The organism is Billgrantia kenyensis (assembly GCF_013697085.1).
GTDB lineage: Bacteria > Pseudomonadota > Gammaproteobacteria > Pseudomonadales > Halomonadaceae > Halomonas > Halomonas kenyensis.
Genome location: NZ_JACEFT010000010.1, coordinates 1 through 21,714, shown reverse-complemented (window position 1 = coordinate 21,714; position 21,714 = coordinate 1). Strand labels below are relative to the sequence as shown.

The following is a 21,714-nucleotide window of genomic DNA, read 5'->3' as shown; positions in this document are numbered from 1 at the left end:
CCTTCTTCAAGTACGCTTTTTCGCCGAACGGCAGCCTTGCGCTCAGGCCACCGCCTCTCTCAAGTGCAGATAGTGTGGCTCGAACTCCCCCGCTTCCTGCAGCTCTTGCCAATCCAGGATGGTAACCTCGGATTTGCACCTCTTGATCAGGCTTCGGGCACGCAGCGCCTGAAAGACCCTGTTCATGTGGACCGTACTGATGCCGACCGCATCGGCCATCTGTTCCTGGGTTATTGGCAAGTCGAAGGCAGGGCCATTGATAAGCGCCACGGCCCTGAGCCGCATCTGCAGTTCGCAGAGCAGATGCGCGGTGCGAGTGAAGGAGTCGCGCTGACCGATGTTGAGCAGCCACTCGCGCATGAGGGCTGCGTCCACCAGGGTTTCGCGCCACAGGGCTGAAGCAAGGCGTGGGTAACATTCACAGATGCGGCGCAGGTCGGCATGTTGGATGAACCCCACCGTACAGGGGCTGATTGTGGCGATGCTGTTATCCATCACCGCCAGGTGCAGGCTCTGCAGGTCAGGAATATCGCCGGGCAGATGCAGCGCCATGATCTGGCGCTTCCCCGCTTGGCTCAGCTTGTAGACGCAGGTGAACCCCTCCAGGACCATGCAACACTGGTGAGGCCGGTCGCCGATACTGACGATATCTCGGTCGGCCTTGAGTGCCACCACCTGTACCGGCAGTTCCTTAAACGCCTGGCTCTCCTCGTCCGTAATGGGAAAGATGCTCTCTAGCCTGCGGCTTATCATATGAGGCGAATGTGTTTCGTCTGTCATGTCACACTTCCTTGCAGGTTGCAGGCCAATGACCTCACCCTAGGTCATGGGAGGCAACCTCGCGACCGCGCTTGTGCACACTTTTCACTCCAAGAGGAGTCACCGACCTGCTCGAGACAGTAGCCGACAGGCCTGAGTGACACAGGATGACGCCAGCCAAAATCGTGTTAGGATGATTAAGCCAACCATGAACTTCAGGCAGGAGGCCAGAATGTTTCAACGCACAAGGAAAGTCGCGTGTCCCGAATGCAACGGCACCAATTTCTGGAACGGCAATCCGAAACCCACCGACCAGCTCACTTGCCGCTACTGCGACGCCGTTGTCATCACCTATGCCGAGTACGTGGAGCAGGCGGCACTGCGTGAAGCCGAACGCATGATCGCGGAGTTCGTCGAGAGCGACGTTTCACGCGACCTGGCTGACCTCAAGGCGGTACTGTCCACGCCCGAACTGAAGCACAGCGCCTGAGCCGGCAGAAGCCATTCCTGAGCTGCCCTGCACCAGGGCCACCTTTTGTTGGCCCTGGCGCAGGCTGAATGGCGAGCAAAGTGCTAGGCGTTGAATACGGTGTACACCATCTGCAGTGCCAGCCCCATCAGCATCACCGCGAAGACCCGCTTGAGCATCGCCACCGGCAGGCGATGCGCCAGCCTGGCGCCCACGGGCGCCAGCAGAATGCTGAAGGGAGCCATCAGCAGCAGTGCAGGCACGTAGACGAAGCCCATTGCGGCGTCCGGCAGGCCAGGCGTACCCCAACCATTGATCAGGTAGCCCAGGGCACCGGCCAAGGCGATGGGTAGCCCCACCGCAGCCGAGGTTCCGATGGACATGGGCAGCTTGACGTTGCACCAGGTCAGGAACGGCACTGTCAGCGAACCACCGCCGATGGCCACCAGTGCCGAAATGCCACCGATCCCCAGACCCGCACCGCCAAGGCCTGCGGGGCCCGGCAGGTTCCGTGTCGGCTTCGGCTTGAGATTGGCCAGCATCTGGAGCGACATCAGGATCATGAAGCAGGCGAAGAAGATGGCCAGGCCGCTTGTCGGTATCAGGGCTGCCAAGAAAGTGGCCAGGAAGGTCCCCACCAGTATGCCCGGGGTCAGGGAACGGACGATCTCCCAGCGTACGGCTCCGTGGCGACGGTGAGAGAGCAGGCTCGCCGTGGAGGCGGGAATGATTGCGGCCATCGCCGTTCCCAGTGCCAGGTGAGCCAGATGCTCATGCGGCACGCCCTGCATGACGAACAGCGCCGTCAATATCGGCACCATGATGCCGCCGCCGCCAATACCCAACAGGCCGGCCATGATACCGACAACGCCACCCAGGGCCATGTAGGACAACCACCAGACCAGATCCAAAGCCGCTCCTCGCAGGGTCACGAACTCACAAGCGGCCCAGTCTATCAGAAACCTTGCATCTGGACCGGTTAGGCGTGTGCTGCGCCAGCCGCTTCATGGCCGAGACAATACGTCAGCTGGTGATGCAGGGATCCATGGGAAGTCGATAAACGGTCAAGGACAGCCCAGGCACATCGATTTCAATTCACCCCGCGCAGCCCCACGCCTTCGCGGGCCAGGCCCTCGAGTGACTCGATGTCGAGAAGGGTCATTTCGCGCCCGGCCACGGCGATCGTGCCCTGCTCCTGGAAGCGTGCCAGTACCCGGCTGACGGTTTCCAGCGCCAGACCGAGGTAGTTGGCAATATCCGATCGCGACATGGAGAGGCGAAAGCAGAACGGCGAGAAGCCGCGGGCACGGAAGCGCTCGGACAGGCCCAGCAGGAAGCTGGCCAGGCGCTGGTCGGCGGTACGCCCCGAGAGCAGGCACATCATGCGCTGGTCGCGGCGCAGCTCGCGGCTCATGCAGCGATAGAGCTGGCCGCGCAGCTCCGGCAGCTGCTCGGCCAGGTCCTCCAGTCGGGTGAACGGCAGTTCGCAGACGAAGGCACTTTCCAGCGCCACCACGCTGCCGTGGCACTCTGCCTCGCCGATGGCGTCGAGCCCCACCACCTCACCGGGCAGGTAGAAATGCGTGACCTGATCGCGCTGGCCCGGCTGGGCCACGCTCTGCTTGAGGCTACCGGAGCGTACCACGTAGAGGTTCTCGAAGGGCTCCCCCTGGCGCACCAGGGCCTGGCCACGCTTCAGCGCCTGCGGCACCTGAATGATGGCTTCGAAGGAGTGCAGGGCATCCAGCTCGAGCCCAAGGGGCAGGCAGCGGGCATGCAGGGTGCAGCGCTCGCAGCGGGGCACGCCGGGGCTCGACCGCCGGGCGGGCTGGGGCTTCATCAGCGCTCTCCTTTCTGCCGGGTGAGGGTAAACCTCGATTCTCGCCTGCGCCATGGCACATGTCCCGCCTGGCGCCTGTCCATGTTAACAAAAAGAAACGTTGATTGACCTGCATCAAGTCGACCATCGTCGGCAGCCAGGAACAAAAAAACCGGCCCCGAAGGGCCGGTTCTGTCGTCGACGAATCGACGTGTGTTGCGATCAGCTCGACTTAGAAGTCGTAGCGCAGACCGACGGTGAAGCGCAGGTCGTCGGTGATGTCTTCGATAGCCTGCTCAGAATCAAAGTCGTAGTCGACAACTTCAGCCCAGACGTACATCGGCTGGCTGAAGCGATAGTTGGCACCCAGAGTCCAGCGGTTCTGGCTGTCGACGCCATCCTGAGCCATACGCACACGGTTGTAGTCGGCGTAGATCTCACCCATGCCGTAGTCGAATACGCCCATGACAGTCCACAGGTTCTCGATGGCAGTAGCTGAGGGGTTATCAACCAGATCGGTCACTTCCTCATACTTCAGACCCGCACGGAAGGCCGGAGTGAACTGATACAGAGCGGCAGCAGCCCAGATGTCCTCGCCAGCGGGGTTGTTGGCACCACCAGCATAGCGAGCACCACGGTCGCTAACATCCTTGGACTGGTTGTAGCCCAGGCCCAGGTAGAGATCCTGCCACTCGTAGTTGACAGCCGCCTGCCAGCTCACGGTGGAGGAGTTATCACCATCGCCAGCAATTGCTGAAGGGCTTTCAGTTTCAAGAAGAAGTACTTCTTGACCGTCGGTCAAGCGCACTGTTTCACTATCGTTGCGATTGTTGCCACTCAGGTGCTTGGCCTGGACATGAGCCTGGAAGCCCTGCAGGTTCGGCGTGGAGTACTGGATGGAGTCACCGCGAGCGGAAGTCGCGCCACCGCTGGTGGAGGTGAAGCCTTCGTACTCTTGGATTTCGAAGTTGCTGGTCACGGCCTGGTAGAGTACGCCGTCGAAGTTACCGACGCGGACCATACCCCAGCTATCGCCCTGAAGACCCACGAAGGAGTTGCGGATCTGCATGGAGTCAGTGTTCTGCGCGTTGAGCTGCGGACGGAACTCCATGTTGGCGAAGACTTGCAGGTCAGGGGAGACCTGGTGGCGGGCACGGAAGCCGAAACGGGAGAAGACGTCGACGAATTCTGAGCCGCTTTCCTTGACGACAACACCAACTTCTTCACCGGTTGTCGCGTCAAAAGCGGAATAGGATCCGTCATACCCGCCGGTGGTCACACCGAGGTTGATGCGGCCGTAGACGTCGACCTGAGTGCCGTCCTGGTCGTAGACGGTGGCAGCCTGAGCAGCAGTGGCGCCGTAGACCATGGCACCGGCAATGGCAGTCGCTAACAGTGTCTTTTTCATCTCATTAGTTCCTTTCACTAGCTTACTGTTTCGATCGTTACTGCACGATCAATGATCGGTGCAGGTAGCTTGCCGGGCATGGGTCCCGCCGTGCTTGGCTCGGTTCCTTCCCAGGAAGGGCCGGGGCCGGACATGACCGCAGCGAAGCCTTGTTATAGTCCAATGCTCGCAGGTAGAACTCTATACCGGGAAAAAACGGAACGCAATAAGAAAAAACACTGTTTTCCTACGACGCTCGCCTCCCCGACGGAACTTTTCCCTGCCGATGCGGTCTTCGGCGCTGTTGCCCGAAAGCCGCGTGCCGCAGGCAATGGCAGTCAACTGGCCTGGCAGCGATGAGCCCGCACATCATGCCTCGCTGATAGAAGACAGGCAAGACCGGGCTTCTCACGTGACCGGGAGGCCTCGTCAACGCCCTTCGGTTTTCTGGCCATTATGCTTGGCCAGCAGGGCCGACAGCTTGGCCTCCATGCGCGTCTTAGGGTCTGCCGGGGCGGCGGGCGGCGCTTCTGCGGCCGGCTGGTTTCCGGCATTCGGTTTGGAGGCGCGCCGGGCCTTGTCGTGCTGTCGCTCTGCGGCGCCTTGACGCGGTGCGCGCGGCTTGTCGCCGTCGCGCTGCGGCTTGCTGCCGCCCGAGCGGCTGCGCTCGCGGCGCTCGGTCTGCAGACGCTCGAGCTTGCGCCGGGCGTGTTCGGCCGCCTGGGCATCGACGCTGCCTGCAGGGGCGCCGTCGAGATCGATGCGCTCGGCGCCTTCGCGGACGGCCTTGAGGTAGCGCGGCAGGTTGACGTAGCCCGCCAGTGCCCGGCGTACCAGCTTTTCGGGCCAGGGTTCGCGGGCAGACAGCTCATGATGGATTCCCACCTTGAGCGGCCGGGTATGTCCCTTGAAGAAAGTGCCGGGGTAGCGCTGATACCACTGCTTCAACAGGGCGTCGGCGGAGGGCGCCTGTTCGATGGCTAGCGCCCCCTGTCGCTCGCCCTTCTCCTCGGGCTGCAGCGTGCCGGGAGGCGTCGCCTGCTCTGATTCGGCGGGCCGTTGCCGAGCCGGCGAAGGGGGCTGGGCAGCAGGCGCCGGTGAGGCTTGGGATACCGGCTCGGCATCGCCTGCTGGCTGACGGCTATCAAGCTGCGACCCTGCGCCCTCACGTGCACGCTGTCCGATCAGCGCCGCAAGCCCCTGGGCGCGCCGCGCCGGGCCGGGGAAGGCCGGCGCGGGCTCACCCTTGCGCAGGCGCTCGCGCAGGCGGGCGTTGTCCTCCTCGAGCTCGCGGTTCTGTTCGTCGAGCTCGCGATTTTCCTCTACCAGCTCGAGACGTGCCGCCTCCAACTCCCTTCGGGCCGCTTCGGCCTCGGCAAGCTGAATCTCCAGCGCCTGATGTTTCGCGCGGTAAGTGCGCAGCTCATCGAGCGCATGGGCGGCTTGTGCCTCCAGGGCGCTTAATAGATGAAGTGAACGCTCTTCGATCAAACCGGCATCCTCCCGGAAAACGCTGCACCTTGGCGTGGCGAGCGAATCGCTACGTAGCCCCATGCATCCGCCTAGTGTGTGCCACAAGCGGGGCGCTGACAAACCGCTCCTTCACTCTTCCCTGCGGCGGTACTCCACAAAGCTGTACGCCGGCTGCCCCTCGGCGGGCGAGCCCGGCACCCGCTGCACCTCCTGCCATTCGCTCTCGTCCAGCTCGGGAAAGCGGGCATCGCCGTCTACATCGACATCCACCTCGGTGAGGTAGATGCGACTGGCGTGGCGCAACGCCTGGGCATAGATCTCACCGCCGCCCATCACCATGATCTCCTCGCTGGCGTCGATGGTAGCCTGCTGGTCGGCCAGGAGCAGCGCCGACTCGAGGTCGTGACAGACCCGCACGCCATCGTGCTGGAAGCTTTCGTCCCGCGTCACCACGATATTGATGCGACCCGGCAGCGGGCGACCGATGGAAGCAAAGGTCTTGCGCCCCATCACCAGCGGCTTGGCCTGGGTCATGCGCTTGAAGAACTTGAGGTCTTCGGGCAGGTGCCAGGGCAGCTTGTTGTCGACGCCGATCACGCCGTTGCGCGATACGGCGGCAATCATGGCTACCGGCACCAGGGTCTCGTCGTTCATACCGCCACCTCCGCCTTGATATGGGGATGAGGGTCGTAGCCTTCGATGGCGATGTGCTCGAAGCGGAAGTCGAACAGGTCGTCGACCTCGGGGTCGAGCAGTAGCCGAGGCGCCGGACGCGGCTTGCGAGAGAGCTGCAGTTCGGCCTGCTCGAGGTGGTTGAGGTAGAGGTGCGCATCGCCCAGGGTGTGGACGAAGTCGCCGGGCTCGAGGCCAGCCACTTGGGCGATCATCCGGGTCAGCAGCGCATAGCTGGCGATGTTGAACGGCACGCCGAGGAAGATGTCGGCGCTGCGCTGGTAGAGCTGGCAGGAGAGCCGCCCTTCGGCCACGTAGAACTGGAACAGGCAGTGGCACGGCGGCAGCGCCATCTCGTCGACCAGCGCAGGATTCCAGGCGGAGACGATCAGGCGACGCGAACTGGGATTGCTGCGCAGTTGCTCGAGCAGCTTGGCAATCTGGTCGACATGACCGCCGCGGGGGTCGGGCCAGCTGCGCCACTGGTAGCCGTAGACGGGACCGAGATCGCCGTTGTCGTCGGCCCACTCGTCCCAGATACTCACCCCGTTCTGCTTGAGGTAGGCGATATTGGTATCGCCGCGCAGGAACCACAGCAGCTCGTGGACGATCGAGCGCAGGTGCAGCTTCTTGGTGGTCACCAGAGGAAAGCCGCGGGAAAGGTCAAAGCGCATCTGGTGACCGAAGACCGAGCGGGTGCCCACCCCAGTGCGGTCAGAGCGCTCGACACCGTGCTGCAACACCTGCCGCATCAGGTCCAGGTAGGGCTGTTCGAGAGCGGGCTGTTCGAGTTCAGACAGGACGTTGTCGTCAGGCATCGTTGGCATGCTCTGTATTGAGGATCGATTGGGCAGTGAGTCTACCGTCTCTGCTCTCGCTCTCCTACTCTCGAGGCATTTCACTGTGCTCCTTTCCTCCCGACCACCGGCTGGCGCCGCGACCAGACGACCAGCACGATGCCGAACACGATCATCGGCAGCGTAAGCAGCATGCCCATGGTCACCCAGCCGAAGGCGATGAAGCCGATGTGGGCATCCGGCAGGCGGACGAATTCGACGCTGAAGCGGAACACGCCATAGAGCAGCAGGAACAGGCCCGAGACCAGGCCGCGGCGGCGCGGCTGAGCCGAGACCCACCACAGAATGACGAACAGCACCAGCCCCTCGAGAAAGGCTTCGTAGAGCGCCGTGGGGTGGCGCAGCTCCGGTCCCAGGCCGGGAAACGGCATGCCCCAGGGCAGCTCGGTGACCCGCCCCGGCAGCTCGCGGTTGATGAAGTTGCCGATGCGCCCCGCGCCCAGGCCGATGGGCACCATGGGGGCGAAGAAGTCGGTCAGGGTGAAAAAGGCCATGCGCTTCTTGCGGGCGAACCAGAGGGCGGCCAGCAGCACCCCGATCAGGCCGCCGTGAAAGCTCATGCCACCGTCCCACACGCGGAACACCCAGAGCGGATCGGCCAGCCACTGCCCCATGCCGTAGAACAACGCGTAGCCCAGGCGGCCACCCACGACCACGCCGATGGCAGCATAGAACAGCAGGTCGCCGACGTCGTCGCGGGTCAGGCCGAAGCGCTCGGCCCTGAGGCGGCCCAGCCACCACGCGCCGACGAAGCCGATCACGTACATCAGGCCATACCAGTGAACCTGGAACGGGCCAAGCGAGATGGCAACAGGATCGATATCGGGATAGTTCATTTAGACCTCAGAAAAGAAAGCGCAACCCAACGATGGCCAGCAGCGCGGCGAAGGAGAGCCGCAGTATGCGGGCCGGCAGCGCATGTGCCAGACGCACTCCCAGCCTGGCGAACGGTACGCTGGCCAGCACGATGCCGAGAAAGGCGGGCCACATGACGAAACCGGTTGCGCCGGACGGCAGTGCGGGGTGCCCCCACCCCACCACGATGAAGGTAGCGGCGCCGAACAGGGCGATAGGCAGGCCGCAGGCCGCGGAGGTTCCTACTGCCTGGGTCATGCTGGCACCACAACGAGACAGCCAGGGCACGCAGAGCGTGCCGCCGCCGATACCGAACAGTGCCGACAGGCCACCGATCACACCGCCTGCCACGCCCATGCCCAGACGTCCCGGCGATGCCCTGCCCGCCCTGGGGCCGATCCGCAGGGCCAGCTTGGCCGCCATCAGGAGCACGAACACACCGAACAGAGTGCCAAGGAATCCACTGGAAAGTGCCCCGGCGACAAACACGCCGGCAATGGCACCGAGCACGAGCCCTGGCAGCAGCGACATGAACCACTCCCGCTGGATGCTGCCCCGCTGGTGGTGCGCCCAGGCCGAGGAGGCGCCGGTGACGACAATGGTGGCAAGCGAGGTGCCGATCGACAGGTGCATGACGACGGCGGGGTCGACCTGCTGCAGGCCAAAGGCGAAGACCAGCGCCGGGACGATGATCAGGCCGCCGCCGATCCCGAACAGCCCGGCCAGGGTACCGGCAGCGGCCCCCAGCACCAGGTAGCCGAGAAAAGTGACGAGCAGCGTCATGTCAAGACCGGCTCCTCGAAGGCATCGGGACGCCAGTGGCGAAGCAGGTCGACCAGTTCCCGTGGAGCGTAAGGCTTGGCCAGGTAGTCATCCATGCCGGCCTCCTCGAAGCGCCGACGGTCGCTCTCCGTGGCACTGGCCGTCAGGGCCACGAGAATCGTGCGAGCGCGATCGGGGGTCAGCTCCTCCTGGCCTCTCCAGCGCCGGGCTGCCTCGACGCCATCCATTCCCGGCATGAAGATATCCATCAGAACCAGGTCGTAGGGCTGACGAAGCTGCTGCTCCAACGCCTCGACGCCACTGGCGACACTGTCGACCTGCAGCCCTTGTGCTTCCAGGAGCTGACTGGCCAGCATGCGATTGACGGGACCGTCGTCGACCACCAGCACGCGCAGCGAGCCGGCCCGGCCGGCGGGGCTCTGCGATGCGGATGGCGACTCTGTATCCTGCTCCCCGGCAAGGCTGCCGATGAGCAGTCTGACATCGGCGACACGCTCCCGCAGGTAGGTCTGGCGCTGAGCATCGACGGCGCCGACAGCCCCCTCCATGTCCTCGGTCAGCTCCTGCAGCAGCGGCTCCAGTTCACGCTGCAACAGGGTCAGGTAGCGCGACTTGAGCCGGGAGTCTTCCCGCGCACGCTCCCGGGCCGCCAGCAGGCCGCCGAACTCATGCGTACTCGACCGCTCGAAGAACAGCAGTTGGTAGGGCGACGCTTCCAGCCGCTCCATCATGCATGAACTCCAGCGCCCTTCGCTGTCGAGCACCTGCACTTCGACAGGCTTGCTGCCCACGCTCTGCTTGCTGAACAGGCGGGTGGCGGGGTCCTTCCCCGCCAGCGCTTCCAGGCTGTCGCCGAGCAACTGCTCCATCGCCAGGTTGGCCGCCACGATTCGCCCTTGATAGAGCAGCAGCCAGGGGCGCTGGCTGGCCATCAGCAGAACCTCCGGGCGCGGCATGGCCTCCAGGCGCGAGTGCAGCTCGATCATGCCACTGTGCAAGCCCTCAAGCTGGCCCAGCACCGAATCGTCGTAGGCTTCGAGCTGCCGGCCCGGCTCCAGCCAGGCAGGCAGCATCGGCTCGACCTCCTGCAGCAGCCGCTCCAGGCGGTCTATGCGGCTTTCGACCTGGTTCTCGCATTCACGTATGCGGTGACGTAGCTGCAGGATGAAGGCCGATGTCGTCAGTGTCGTGCCGACCAGCAGGGCCAGCAGCAGCCAGGTGGACTCCGCCCAAGAGGTGGGATCGGGCATGGCCAGCCACAGCACCGCCAGGACCAGCAGGCAGAGCAGCACCAGGGCCAGCTGGGCCAACAGCAGAGGCCACAGCAATGGCCAGATGAGGTAAGACCACATGCGGTCCTTGCGAACTACCATGGACGTGTCCCTGAACCAGGCTTTGTTGCGTGAGTTTACGCCGCCGCGCCTCGGCTGTCATGGCGACTTCAGGTAGGTAACCCCTTGCGGTGCAGGGACAATTCCTCGCGACTGACACCCTGCGGACACCCACCGGGGCCAAAGCGTCGCTCACCCAGCTCGATGACGCCGGCCTCGGCATGCCAGGTCACCCAGGTCGTCGCGCGGGTGCCATACTGCTCTCCGATGATGAAGGGAGGCGACAGGCGACGCTCCAGCTCGAGCCCGATTCCTGTATCCGGGAGATGTTCGTCGTCGGCTGACGCAGACTCGGACAGCGCGTTCAGCGCATCCCCCGGCCAGTTGCGCCTCAACGAGGTGGCAAGCCCCTGTCGCGCGGCAATGAGCTTGGGCCAAGGGGTGTCGAGGCTGGCGTTGGAAAGCCCATGGATACCGGGCGCGACTTCCTTGAGCAGCAGCTTGTCCCGGCCGCGGTGCAGATGCCAGAGGCGCTCGCCGTCACCGGCCAGCAGATTGAAGCCGGCATAGCGCCAGCCCTCGCCTTCGGCCAGGTGGTCGAGCCAGGCACCGAGATCGCGGCACTCCAACGCCTCGCGCACCAGGTGCCCTCGGCTCGGCGCAGCGGTCGAGACCTTGAGTGCGGGGTCACGAACGTTGGTTACCGCTGCAACGCGACCACGGCGATGCACGGCCAGCCAGCTACCGCCAGCCTCGAGGTCGCGCCCGCCTACGATGTCAGGCGCATCGTGCCAGGCACCGAGCGGCGCCGTGGGTCGCTGGTGGAATTCGTCACGATTGGCTACCAGCCGTAGCGGCGTTGACGCTCCTGGCTGAAAGTCGAAGGCAATCAAGCACATGGGCGCTGCTCAGTCCCTCGGCGGCAACAGGTGCGCCAGCTGCCACTCACTGAGCTGGGTAAACAGGTGGCTGCGCACGGCAGTGGGCGTATTCAAGGCCAGGGTTTCCTGTACCAGCATCCTTGCGGCGTCAAGCGGCACTCGCCGGATCGCTGCCCTGACCCGGGGCAGGCTGGGCGCATTCATCGAGAGCGCATCGAACCCCATACCCATCAGCAGCAGCGCACCGGCCGGATCTCCTGCCAGCTCACCGCAGACCGAAATGGGCTTCTTCAAGCGCCTGGCATCTTCCGCCAGGCGGGCCAGGGCTGACAACACGGCCGGATGGCACGCATCGTAGAGGCTGGCTACGCGAGGGTTGTTGCGATCCACCGCCAGCAGGTACTGGGTCAGGTCGTTGCTGCCCACGGAGAAGAAATCGGCGCGCTCGGCCAGGGCATCCAGCTGGTAGAGCGTGGCCGGCACCTCCAGCATGACGCCGACCTTGGGCCGTGTGGCCGTAATGCCCTCCTCCGCCAGCTCGCGGATGGCACGGTCGAGCATGCGCAATGCATCGTCGACTTCGTCGACGTTGGTCACCATCGGGAAGAGCACCTGCATGTTGTCGTAGCCCTGGGAGGCACGCAGCATGGCTCGAAGCTGCACCATCAGCACTTCCGGGTGGTCAAGGGTCACGCGGATGCCGCGCCAGCCGAGGAAAGGGTTGGCTTCGTCGATGGGAAAGTAGGGCAGATCCTTGTCGCCGCCGATGTCGAGGGTGCGCATCACCACCGGCAGCGGCGCGAAGCTTTCCAACTGGTCGCGGTAGAGGCGCATCTGCTCCTGCTCGCCGGGAAAGCGCTCGGCAATCATGAAGGGCACCTCGGTGCGGTACAGGCCCACCCCGCTGATTCGCTTCTTGAGCGTCGCCGTGGTGTCGATCGCCAGGCCGGTATTCACCATCAGGGGCACGGCATGGCCGTCCGGGGTTTCGCTGGGCAGGTCCTGCTCGTGCTCGAGCACTTCCGTCAGCGCCACCTCCTCGGCGATCAAGCTACTGTAGCGAGCCCTGAGTTCATCCGTAGGGCGCACGAACAAGCGACCGCGATGGCCGTCGAGCACCACCTCGGCCCCCGAAAGGCGCGGCAGCGGCAGGTCGACCATGCCCAGCACGGTAGGCACGCCCATGGCGCGAGCGACGATCGCCACGTGGGACGTGCTCGAACCTCGCACGGAAACCAGCCCGGCAAGGCGCTCCCTGGGTACCTCACCCAGCGTGGCGACGCTGATCTCGTCACCTATCAGGATGGTGCTCTCGGGGAAGGAGTCGGGTATCTGGGGGGTCTCCTCCTGCAGATGGGCCAGCACCCGGCGCCCCAGGTCACGGACATCGGCGGCCCGCTCACGCAAGTAGTCATCGTCGACCCGCTCCAGGTACTGCACGTGCCGCCGCACCACGTCGGCCAGGGCACCGGGAGCCCACTGGCCCTCGCGGATACGCTTCTCCACCTCCTGGGAAAGCGCCGCCTCACTGAGCATCTGCTGATAGACTTCGAACAGCGCCAGCTCCTGAGCAGAGATACGGTTGGCCAGGCGCTCGCCTGCCGCCCGAATCTCCTCGCGCACACAGTCGATGGCGGCCTTGAGTCGCGCGATCTCGTGCTCGACATCGGTCGGCACCAGGTCGGGAACACTGCCCAGGTCGGCCAGGGGCGCCACCACCACCACCTCGCCGATGGCCATGCCGGGCGAGGCGGCAACGCCGGTGAACATGGCCTGGCCGCCTGGCAGGGTGGGCTTGTTGAGGCTGCCGGTAGCCAGGGCATGCGCCAGCACCCCGGCGAGCTGCGCGCCCATGGTGATGAGGAAGGCTTCGTCTTCCTCATCGTAACGGCGCTGCTCGGCCTGCTGCACCACCAGCACCCCCAGCATGCGGCGCTGGTGGATGATCGGCACCCCGAGAAAACTGGAGTAACGCTCTTCGCCGGTCGCCTCGAAGTAGCGAAACTTCGGATGCGAGGGAGCATTTTCCAGATTGAGCGGCTCCTCGCGCTCTGCCACCAGGCCGACCAGACCCTCCCCCACTTTCAGGCTCACGCGCCCCACGGCCCGGCTGTGCAGGCCGATGGTTTCCATCAGCACCAGCTCTTCAGCCTCGGCATCGAAAAGATAGAAGGAGCACACGTCGGTGCGCATGGCCTTGCGGATACGACGGACCATGGTCGCCAGCGCCGCATCGAGGTTGCGAGCGCTGTTGACCTCTTGTATGACCCGGCGCAACACCTCTAGCATCGGCGCCTTGCTTTCCATTGTTGTCGTACCTCGCCTGGCTGAGGAGTCAAGGCCAAACACCGTGTGAAAGGTGCGCGGCGCTTCGTGGAGGGGCCCTGCGTTGCCCCGTGGGTAGGGTGAGCGCTCGCGTCGTGTCAGCGCCCTTCGAGAGCAAGGCGCTGAGCCCGAGGTGACAGCTCGCTAAGCGCCCGACGGTACACCTCACGCTTGAATGGCACCACCTGTCCCAGCGGGTACCAGTAGCTGACCCAACGCCAGTAGTCGAACTCGGGCTTGGCCGAGCTATCCATGCAGATCCGGCTCTCCTGGCAGCGAATCCGCAACAGAAACCACTTCTGTTTCTGACCGATGCAAACCGGTCTTGAGTTCATACGCACCATGCGCCGTGGCAGACGGTAGCGCAGCCATCCCCGTGTACAAGCAAGCAGCTCGACATCGTCGCAGGTCAAGCCGATTTCCTCTTCCAGCTCTCGATAGAGTGCCTGTTGCGGTGTCTCGGTTGACTTGATGCCTCCCTGGGGAAACTGCCACGCATTCTGTCCTACCCGACGCGCCCAAAGCAGTTGCCCACTGGCGTTGGCGATAATGATGCCAACGTTGGGGCGAAAGCCGTCAGCGTCGATCACGGACGTCACCTTGTAGAATTCGTCATTGAGTTCATTCTTCCACAAGGGCGCGAAGCGCATCAATACAACCATCAGGCAGCAGGCCGGCTATCTGGCGACCCGCTGAAACGACGCCGGACTTAGCATGGCGGGCTTTGTCTGACATAATCGCCAGCTTTCGCGCTCGTAGCACTACTTTTCTCATCACACCGCAAGGGGTAAGCCGTGAGTCTGGCCATCTTCGATCTGGACAACACCCTGATCGCCATCGACAGCGACCATGCCTGGGGTGAATTTCTACTCGAGCAGGGGGCCGTGAATGCCGAGGCCTACCGGGAGGCCAACGACCGCTTCATGGCGGACTACGAGGCGGGAACGCTCGATATTCACGCCTTCCTGGCGGTGGCCCTCAAGCCGCTGGCCGACAACAGTCCCGAGCAGCTTGCCGCCTGGCACCAGCAGTTCATGGCCAGCAAGATCGAACCCAACATCCTGCCCAAGGGCGAGGAGCTGCTGGCGCGCCACCGCAGCCGCGGGGACACCCTGCTGATCGTCACCGCCACCAACCGCTTCATCACCGGCCCCATCGCCGAGCGCCTGGGCGTTGATCACCTGATTGCAGTGGAGCCGGAAGTTCGGGACGGCCGCTATACCGGACGGGTCAGCGGTACCCCGAGCTATCGCGAAGGCAAGGTAGAACGCCTGGAAGAGTGGCTGGCGGACAAGGATCTCACGTTGGACAACGCCTGGTTCTACAGCGACTCCCACAACGACCTGCCGCTGCTGGAGCTGGTGGAACATCCGGTGGCAGTGGACCCTGACGCCACCCTGCGCGAGGTGGCCGAACGGCGCGGCTGGCGCATCATGAGCCTGAGAGACTGAGCCCAAAGGCCCGACAAGGCAGAAGTTTGAAACGACGGCGCCCCCGGCAATTTCTCGCCAGGGGCGCTATGCATCAGGGCGATGCTATCAGCCCAGCAGATGCTCGACGGCTGCGCGCTCTTCCCTCAGCTCGTCTTCAGTGGCCTTCATCCGGCCGCGGCTGAACTCGTCGATCTCCAGGCCCTGGACGATCTCGTAGTCGCCGTTCTGGCAGCGCACCGGATAGGAGTAGATGATGCCTTCCTCGATGCCGTAGCTGCCGTCGGACGGAATCGCCATGCTCACCACCTGGTCGGTACCAAGCGCCCAGTCGCGCATGTGGTCGATGGCGGAAGAAGCGGCCGAGGCAGCGGAAGAGGCTCCGCGCGCCTTGATGATCGCCGCGCCACGCTGCTGCACGGTGGGAATGAAGTCGTTCTCGTACCAGTCACGCTCGACCAGATCGAAAGCCGGCTTGCCGGCCACCTTGGTGTGAGCCAGGTCGGGGTACTGAGTGGCGCTGTGGTTGCCCCAGATGATCATGCTTTCGACATCGGTAACGCGCTTGCCGGTCTTCTGAGCCAGTTGGGTCAGGGCGCGGTTATGGTCGAGACGAGTCATCGCGGTGAACTGGCGCGGGCTCAGGTCCGGGGCGTTGCAGGAAGCGATCAGGGCGTTGGTGTTGGCCGGGTTGCCCACCACCAGCACCCGCACGTCACGGCTGGCGTTGTCGTTCAGCGCCTTGCCCTGCACGGAGAAGATCGCGGCGTTGGCTTCCAGCAGATCCTTGCGCTCCATGCCCGGGCCGCGCGGACGGGCGCCGACCAGCAGGGCAAAATCGGCATCCTTGAAGGCGACGTTGGGATCGTCGGTGGCAACGATCTCCTGCACCAGCGGGAAGGCGCAGTCGTTGACTTCCATGACCACGCCGTTCAGCGCGTCCAGGGCCTGGGGAATCTCGAGCAACTGGAGAATGACGGGCTGATCCGGGCCCAGCATGTCGCCAGCCGCAATACGGAAGATAAGGGAGTAGCTGATCTGGCCAGCACCGCCGGTAATGGCAATACGTACGGGATCTTTCATCGTTGCTCCTTGGGTTTTCAACGCGCGGGTTGACGCCGTGAGGATGGGCCAGGCGGGTAGGCTCGCCCGCCCTGGCCGAGATTCGGACCGCCAAGATGTTATGCTTGCATTGCACAAAACTCAATCCGACCTCTGACTAGGACATAGCGACGGGGTCGACTCGTTCGTGCCCACTGTCACCCGTCGGATCATGCGCTATCATGCAATGCTCGAAAAGCCAAGCGAGCGCTGCAGAATGGCGAGCGAGTCGCTCCGGCCGAACGCCGATCAGCGATGAGACGCTGATCAGGGCTTGTGTCGTCCACCAGGGAAGGTCGCATGCTGAAACGCCCCCCCATTTCTTCATTGCTGGCCATCCTGCTGCTGCTGGCCCTGCTACTCTGGCTGGCACTCGGAGACATCCAGCGCTTTCAGCGAGAAGCTCCCAGCGCCGAAGCCCCCTCCGACGAGACGCTGCCTCGCGTCGAATTTCGCACCAGCCAGGCCACGCCCTACACTCCCCGGCGGGTCGTCCAGGGCCAGCTTGAAGCCCATCGTGAAGTCGAGCTGCGCACACGGCATGCCGGGCGCGTGGTGGACCTGCCGGTGGCACAGGGAATCAGCGTGGAGGCCGGCGCCCCCCTGCTGGCGCTGACGCGCGACGCCCTCGAGGCACAGCTGGAGCGGGCCGAGGATCGACTGGCACTGGCGAGAGCCGAACTCGCAGGCGCCGAAGACCTGCGCCAGCGCAACCTGATCTCCCAGCCCGAGCTGCTGCGCCTGCAGAGCAGCGTCAGCGTGGCAGCGGCGGAACTGGCAGAGCTACGCCAGGCCTTCGACGAAACCCGTCCCTCGGCACCCTTCGACGGCGTGCTGGACCGGCTCTACGTCGAGCTGGGCGAGGTGCTCCAGATCGGCGAAGCCTTCGCTCGCCTGGTCGACGACCGACGCCTGACGGCCAGCGCCTGGGTGGCCCAGCGCGACGCCCATGAGCTGAGCCCCGGCCTGCCCGTCGAAGCCCGGTTGCTGGATGGCAGCCGACTGACCGGCGAGCTGACTCACGTGTCGAGTCGAGCCGACGAGGCCACGCGCTCCTTCTATATCGAAGCCGAGTTCGACAATCCTGAGCGCCGCCGCCTGGCCGGGGCCAGCGCCACCCTGGCGATCAGCCTGCCCGAACGCGAAGTGCACCGCTTCTCGCCTGCCCTGCTCGAGCTGGATGAGGAGGGTCGGCTGCGGGTCAAGCACCTGGATGAAGAGGATCGTGTGGTGAGTACGCCCATCACCCTGGTCGCCATCAATGCCACGGAAGCACGCGTCGACGGGCTTCCCGACACAATCCGCTTGATCTCCCTCGGCGGCGGTTTCGTCGCCCCCGGCGATGGCGTCGTCGCCGTGCCGGCCCAGGATGCGGCCGAGCCTGTCGCCGAAAATAGCGCCAATGCAGGCACAGAGCCGGAGTCACCCTGATCATGCGCACCCTGATCAAGGCCGCCCTGGATCGGTCGCGCACCACCTTGCTGCTGCTGCTCGCCCTGCTGCTGGCAGGCCTGGCCGCCTGGCAGGCAGTGCCCAAGGAGGCCAACCCGGACGTTCCCATACCCATCATCTACGTCTCGCTGGCCCTGGACGGAGTAAGCCCGGAGGACGGCGAGCGGCTGCTGGTGCGCCCCATGGAGCAGGAGCTGCGCACCATTGAGGGCGTGCGCAAGATGACCGCCCAGTCAAGCGAGGGCCATGCCGCCGTTACCCTGGAGTTCGATGCCGGTTTCGACCCTCGCCAGGCGCTGGCGGACGTGCGCGAACGCGTCGACATCGCCAACGCTTCGCTGCCCGATGAGGCCGAGGAGCCGCGGGTCTTCGAGGTCAACGTCGGCCTCTTCCCGGTATTGACCCTGGGGCTTTCGGGACCGATCGAGGAGCCCCAGCGGCTCGCCATCGCCCGACAGCTGCAGGAAGCCTTCGAAGGCGTACCCGAAGTGCTCGAGGTGGAGATCGGCGGCGAACGCGAGGAGCTGATGGAAATCGTCATCGATCCGCTGGTGCTGGACAGCTACGGCGTGGATTTCGATACCCTGTTCAACCTGATAACGCGCAACAACCGGCTGGTGGCTGCCGGCAGCCTGGACACCGGGGCCGGCCGTGCGCCGGTCAAGGTCCCCGGGGTGATCGAGAGCCTTGACGACGTGCTCGGCATGCCGGTGAAGGTGGATGGCGACCGGGTGGTGACCTTTGCCGACGTGGCCTGGATCCACCCCACCTTCAAGGATCCGGACGGGTTTGCTCGCATCGACGACGAGCCAGCCCTGGTACTGGAGATCTCCAAGCGCGCCGGCGCCAACCTGGTTGCCACCATCGAGGGCATACGCGACATTCTCGCCCAGGCCGCGCCGCTGCTCCCCGAGGAGCTCTCGATCACCACCATCATGGACCAGTCGGAAACCGTCGATCAGATGCTCTCGGAGCTGCTCAACAACGTGCTGACCGCCGTGGTTCTGGTACTGATCGTGATCCTGGCGGCCATGGGCGTACGCTCGGCCCTGATGGTAGGGCTGACCATACCCGGCGCCTTCCTCACCGGCATCCTGCTGATCTGGACCATCGGCTATACCCTCAACATCGTGGTGCTGTTCGCCCTCATTTTAGTCGCCGGCATGCTGGTGGACGGCGCCATCGTGGTCAGCGAACTGGCCGACCGTCACCTGCGCGAGGGCCAGTCGCCGAGGGAGGCCTGGGTCAACGCCGCGGCGCGCATGAGCTGGCCGGTGATCGCCGCCACCGCCACCACGCTTGCGGTCTTCGTGCCGCTATTGTTCTGGCCCGGCGTGGTAGGCGAATTCATGAAGTACCTTCCGGCCACGGTCATCCTCTGTCTGCTCGCCTCTCTGGCCATGGCACTGATCTTCCTGCCCACCCTGGGCGGCGTGTTCAGCGTGCGTGCCGGCAAGGCCCGCAGCAGCGCAGAGATGATCACCCCCGGCGGACGTCTGTACCGCACCCTCCTGGCCCGGCTGCTGGGCTGGCCCGGGCTGACGCTGCTGATCGCATTGCTGCTGATGGCGTTGATCTTCGTCAGCTACGGTCGCTTCAACCACGGCGTGGAATTCTTTCCCGACGTGGAGCCGGAAAACGCCCAGGTGCTGGTGCGCGCCCGCGGAGACTTCTCTGCGCTGGAGAAGGATGCCATCGTGCGCCGTGTCGAATCCCGGCTGGCCGGCATGAGCGAGGTCCAGGCACTCTATGCCCGCTCCTACGGCATCCCCAACGAGCAGCTCGGCAGCGACGTGATCGGGTCGGTGCAGTTCCAGTTGATCGACTGGCAGGAGCGTCGCCCGGCCCGGGTGATCATGGACGAGATGGCCCAGCGCACCGCCGACCTGCCTGGCGTCGTGCTGGAGTTTCGCGAGCAGGACATGGGACCGGGTGCCGGCAAGCCCATCGTACTCGAGATCACCGCCCAGCAAGCGGCAGACAGTGAAGAGGCCGTCGAGCGCATTCGTCGCGAGATGGAACGACTGGGTGGCTTCCGCGACATCGAGGACAATCGCAGCCTGCCCGGCATCGAATGGCGACTCAACGTCGACCGCGCCGCCGCCGCCCGCATGGGCGCCGATGTCGCCGCGGTAGGCAGCGCGGTGCAGCTGGTCACCAATGGTCTGAGGGTCGCGACCTATCGCCCCGCGCACGCCCCCGACGAGGTCGATATCAGCGTGCGCTTCCCGCAGGCCTGGCGCAGTATCGACCAGTTGGACCGGCTGACCCTCAACACCCCGCGCGGCCAAGTGCCGATCTCGCATTTCGCCACTCTGGAGCCGGCCCCCCGGGTGGGTACGCTGCATCGTATCGATGGCCAGCGCGCCATCACGCTGGAAGCAGACGTGGCCGCAGGCTACCAGCCCGAGGAGCGCCTGCGCGCGCTGCTGGCAGCACTGGGGCCACCGCCCGAGGGCGTGCGGGTCAACGTTGCCGGCGAGCAGGAAGAGCAGGAGGAAGCCAGCCGCTTCCTGATCACCGCCTTCCTCGTCGCCATAGGGCTGATGCTGCTGATCCTGGTGACCCAGTTCAACAGCCTCTACCAGGCGCTGCTGGTGCTCTCGGCGATCGTCTTCTCCACCGCCGGGGTGCTGATGGGCCTGCTGGTCAATGGCCAGCCGTTCGGCATCGTCATGGTGGGCATGGGAATCATCGCCCTGGCAGGGATCGTGGTGAACAACAACATCGTCCTGATCGATACTTACAACGAGCTACGCCAGGCGGGGATGGCTCCCCACGACGCCGCCCTGGAGGCCGGCGGCCTGCGCCTGCGCCCGGTACTGCTGACCGCGATCACCACCGTGCTGGGCCTGATGCCGATGGTGCTGGAGGTCAATGTCAACCTGTTCGCGCCGAGCCTGGGGTTTGGCGCCCCCTCGACCCAGTGGTGGACCCAGCTCTCCAGCGCCATCGCCGGCGGGCTGGTCTTTGCTACCGGACTCACCCTGCTGCTGACCCCGTGCATGCTGGTGCTCTGGCATCGCCGCCCGGCATCCGAGGCAGCCAAGCCTGCCGAAGCGTAAGCCGGGACGATGATAGCTGGAAAAACGCCGCCCGAGCACAGGCTCGGGCGGCGTTGTCATGAAGCGGTTCGAAAGGCGGCTCGGTCGTTACTCGGCCTCGGCCTCCGCCTGGGGGGTATGCGCCGCATGCAGGCGGGCAATCAACTGATCTTCCAGGGCGAAGCGCTCGGTCAGGCCCTTGGCCAGGCGATCCAGCCAGGCAGGCAGGCGCGGCAGAAAGTGCTGGCAACGCACGGGAGTCGAGTAGTCGGAGTCGAACGCCAGCACCAGCTCGGTGGAGAGTTCCAGGCGTTCCAGCAGCTTGGCGGCAATGCCCAGGGCCGCATGGTCCTCGAAGGCATGCGCTTCCTCGCGCAGCTGAGGGTAGATCTCGAAGTGGCCGGCGCTGATGTAATCCATCAACAGCTCGCTGAAGCGATCGATTTGCGGCTTGCCGACGGCTTCCAGCTCGCTATCGCAGGCCTCCTTCAGTTCGATGAAACTGACCAGCAGCTCACGACGTTCATCGAGCCATCGATCGATCAACTGATGCACGCCACCCCAGCGCTCCCTGGCCGTCTTGCATTGTTCCAGCATCGCGAGCCTCCTTCCCTTGTGAAGCCAGTGCAGCTCGAATACGTCGAGCTGCGAACCTGAAGTCCCAGACTCGCCGCTGCCAACCTGGCTGTCAATCCTCCCCGTAAACGAAACAGTGTTCTCGGTTTTACCCCGGCTCGGCCTCCAGGCATGGCCTGGCTCGGGCTCCCGGCCACCGGCAAGGCCAAGCCCATGAGAAAAAATGACTTTCGCGCCTTCTTCTATTGGCAATACGGGTCAGCAACGAGCTTTCTGGACTTTTTCCATCAGCCGGCCGAGTCGCATTTCGGCACAGCCGAAGCAAGCCCCGGATAAAATTCAAGCTTGAAACTTTAAGCTTGAACTACCTGGCAAACGCGTCTAGCCTGCTTAATCACTACAACAACGATACGGTTCCCGACAATGAGAATCGCCTGTCTCGGCGGCGGCCCCGCCGGCCTCTACTTCGCCATCAGCATGAAGCTGCACGACCCCGCCCA

General features: G+C 64.5%; 19 protein-coding genes. 4 read left to right on the top strand and 15 right to left on the bottom strand.

The annotated features are described in order from the left end of the window. Positions 1-42: 42 nt before the first annotated feature. Positions 43-780: a Crp/Fnr family transcriptional regulator gene (locus tag H1D44_RS09700; protein WP_181514653.1), complete on the bottom strand. Its 738-nt coding sequence runs from the start codon at positions 778-780 to the stop codon at positions 43-45. Positions 781-991: 211 nt separating this feature from the next. Here H1D44_RS09700 and H1D44_RS09695 point away from each other — a divergent pair, with 211 nt between their 5' ends. After that, positions 992-1,249 (top strand): hypothetical protein, encoded by a 258-nt coding sequence (locus H1D44_RS09695; RefSeq protein ID WP_181514652.1) that lies wholly within the window; start codon positions 992-994, stop codon positions 1,247-1,249. A gap of 83 nt (positions 1,250-1,332) precedes the next feature. Here H1D44_RS09695 and H1D44_RS09690 read toward each other — a convergent pair whose 3' ends face one another. The 12 genes from H1D44_RS09690 to H1D44_RS09635 form a co-directional block, all read right to left on the bottom strand. Continuing rightward, on the bottom strand, positions 1,333-2,139 hold the full coding sequence (locus H1D44_RS09690) for a sulfite exporter TauE/SafE family protein (protein ID WP_220128040.1): 807 nt from the start codon (positions 2,137-2,139) through the stop codon (positions 1,333-1,335). Between the two features lie 179 nt (positions 2,140-2,318). Next, positions 2,319-3,068, bottom strand: a complete 750-nt coding sequence (gene fnr / locus H1D44_RS09685; RefSeq protein ID WP_181514651.1) for a fumarate/nitrate reduction transcriptional regulator Fnr — start codon at positions 3,066-3,068, stop codon at positions 2,319-2,321. Between the two features lie 211 nt (positions 3,069-3,279). Then, positions 3,280-4,455, bottom strand: a complete 1,176-nt coding sequence (locus tag H1D44_RS09680; protein ID WP_181514650.1) for a porin — start codon at positions 4,453-4,455, stop codon at positions 3,280-3,282. A gap of 408 nt (positions 4,456-4,863) precedes the next feature. Next, entirely contained in the window at positions 4,864-5,988 is a 1,125-nt protein-coding gene (locus H1D44_RS09675) for a ProQ/FINO family protein (protein ID WP_181514649.1), read from the bottom strand. Between the two features lie 48 nt (positions 5,989-6,036). After that, complete coding sequence (locus H1D44_RS09670; RefSeq protein ID WP_181514648.1) at positions 6,037-6,561, bottom strand: dihydrofolate reductase; 525 nt, start codon at positions 6,559-6,561, stop codon at positions 6,037-6,039. Next, positions 6,558-7,397, bottom strand: a complete 840-nt coding sequence (locus tag H1D44_RS09665; RefSeq protein ID WP_181514647.1) for a thymidylate synthase — start codon at positions 7,395-7,397, stop codon at positions 6,558-6,560. Before H1D44_RS09665 ends, H1D44_RS09670 begins: the two co-directional genes overlap by 4 nt. Before the next feature lie 80 nt (positions 7,398-7,477). Next, complete coding sequence (gene lgt / locus H1D44_RS09660; RefSeq protein ID WP_181514646.1) at positions 7,478-8,272, bottom strand: prolipoprotein diacylglyceryl transferase; 795 nt, start codon at positions 8,270-8,272, stop codon at positions 7,478-7,480. A 7-nt stretch (positions 8,273-8,279) separates the two neighbouring features. Then, positions 8,280-9,074 carry a sulfite exporter TauE/SafE family protein gene (locus H1D44_RS09655; RefSeq protein WP_181514645.1) on the bottom strand — a complete coding sequence of 265 codons (795 nt, stop codon included), beginning with the start codon at positions 9,072-9,074 and terminating at the stop codon, positions 8,280-8,282. Further along, entirely contained in the window at positions 9,071-10,447 is a 1,377-nt protein-coding gene (locus tag H1D44_RS09650; protein ID WP_181514644.1) for a response regulator, read from the bottom strand. Before H1D44_RS09650 ends, H1D44_RS09655 begins: the two co-directional genes overlap by 4 nt. A 68-nt stretch (positions 10,448-10,515) precedes the next feature. After that, positions 10,516-11,304: an NRDE family protein gene (locus H1D44_RS09645; RefSeq protein ID WP_181514643.1), complete on the bottom strand. Its 789-nt coding sequence runs from the start codon at positions 11,302-11,304 to the stop codon at positions 10,516-10,518. 9 nt (positions 11,305-11,313) lie between these two features. Next, positions 11,314-13,575 (bottom strand): phosphoenolpyruvate--protein phosphotransferase, encoded by a 2,262-nt coding sequence (ptsP, locus tag H1D44_RS09640; protein WP_181514778.1) that lies wholly within the window; start codon positions 13,573-13,575, stop codon positions 11,314-11,316. Between the two features lie 134 nt (positions 13,576-13,709). Then, positions 13,710-14,201: an RNA pyrophosphohydrolase gene (locus H1D44_RS09635; RefSeq protein ID WP_238984373.1), complete on the bottom strand. Its 492-nt coding sequence runs from the start codon at positions 14,199-14,201 to the stop codon at positions 13,710-13,712. A gap of 204 nt (positions 14,202-14,405) precedes the next feature. Between H1D44_RS09635 and H1D44_RS09630 the strand changes: the two genes are divergently transcribed. Then, positions 14,406-15,062 carry a histidinol-phosphatase gene (locus tag H1D44_RS09630; RefSeq protein WP_181514641.1) on the top strand — a complete coding sequence of 219 codons (657 nt, stop codon included), beginning with the start codon at positions 14,406-14,408 and terminating at the stop codon, positions 15,060-15,062. An 87-nt stretch (positions 15,063-15,149) separates the two neighbouring features. Here H1D44_RS09630 and H1D44_RS09625 read toward each other — a convergent pair whose 3' ends face one another. Continuing rightward, positions 15,150-16,124, bottom strand: a complete 975-nt coding sequence (locus H1D44_RS09625; protein ID WP_181514640.1) for a malate dehydrogenase — start codon at positions 16,122-16,124, stop codon at positions 15,150-15,152. Between the two features lie 318 nt (positions 16,125-16,442). On the opposite strand from H1D44_RS09625, the gene H1D44_RS09620 reads away from it, so the two are divergent. Then, the gene (locus tag H1D44_RS09620) at positions 16,443-17,573 is read left to right on the top strand and encodes an efflux RND transporter periplasmic adaptor subunit (protein ID WP_181514639.1); all 1,131 of its coding nucleotides are present in this window, start codon (positions 16,443-16,445) and stop codon (positions 17,571-17,573) included. 2 nt (positions 17,574-17,575) lie between these two features. Continuing rightward, complete coding sequence (locus tag H1D44_RS09615) at positions 17,576-20,659, top strand: efflux RND transporter permease subunit (RefSeq protein WP_181514638.1); 3,084 nt, start codon at positions 17,576-17,578, stop codon at positions 20,657-20,659. A gap of 87 nt (positions 20,660-20,746) precedes the next feature. On the opposite strand, the gene rsd is transcribed toward H1D44_RS09615, so the two are convergent. Then, positions 20,747-21,235: a sigma D regulator gene (gene rsd / locus H1D44_RS09610; RefSeq protein ID WP_181514637.1), complete on the bottom strand. Its 489-nt coding sequence runs from the start codon at positions 21,233-21,235 to the stop codon at positions 20,747-20,749. Positions 21,236-21,714: the final 479 nt, after the last annotated feature.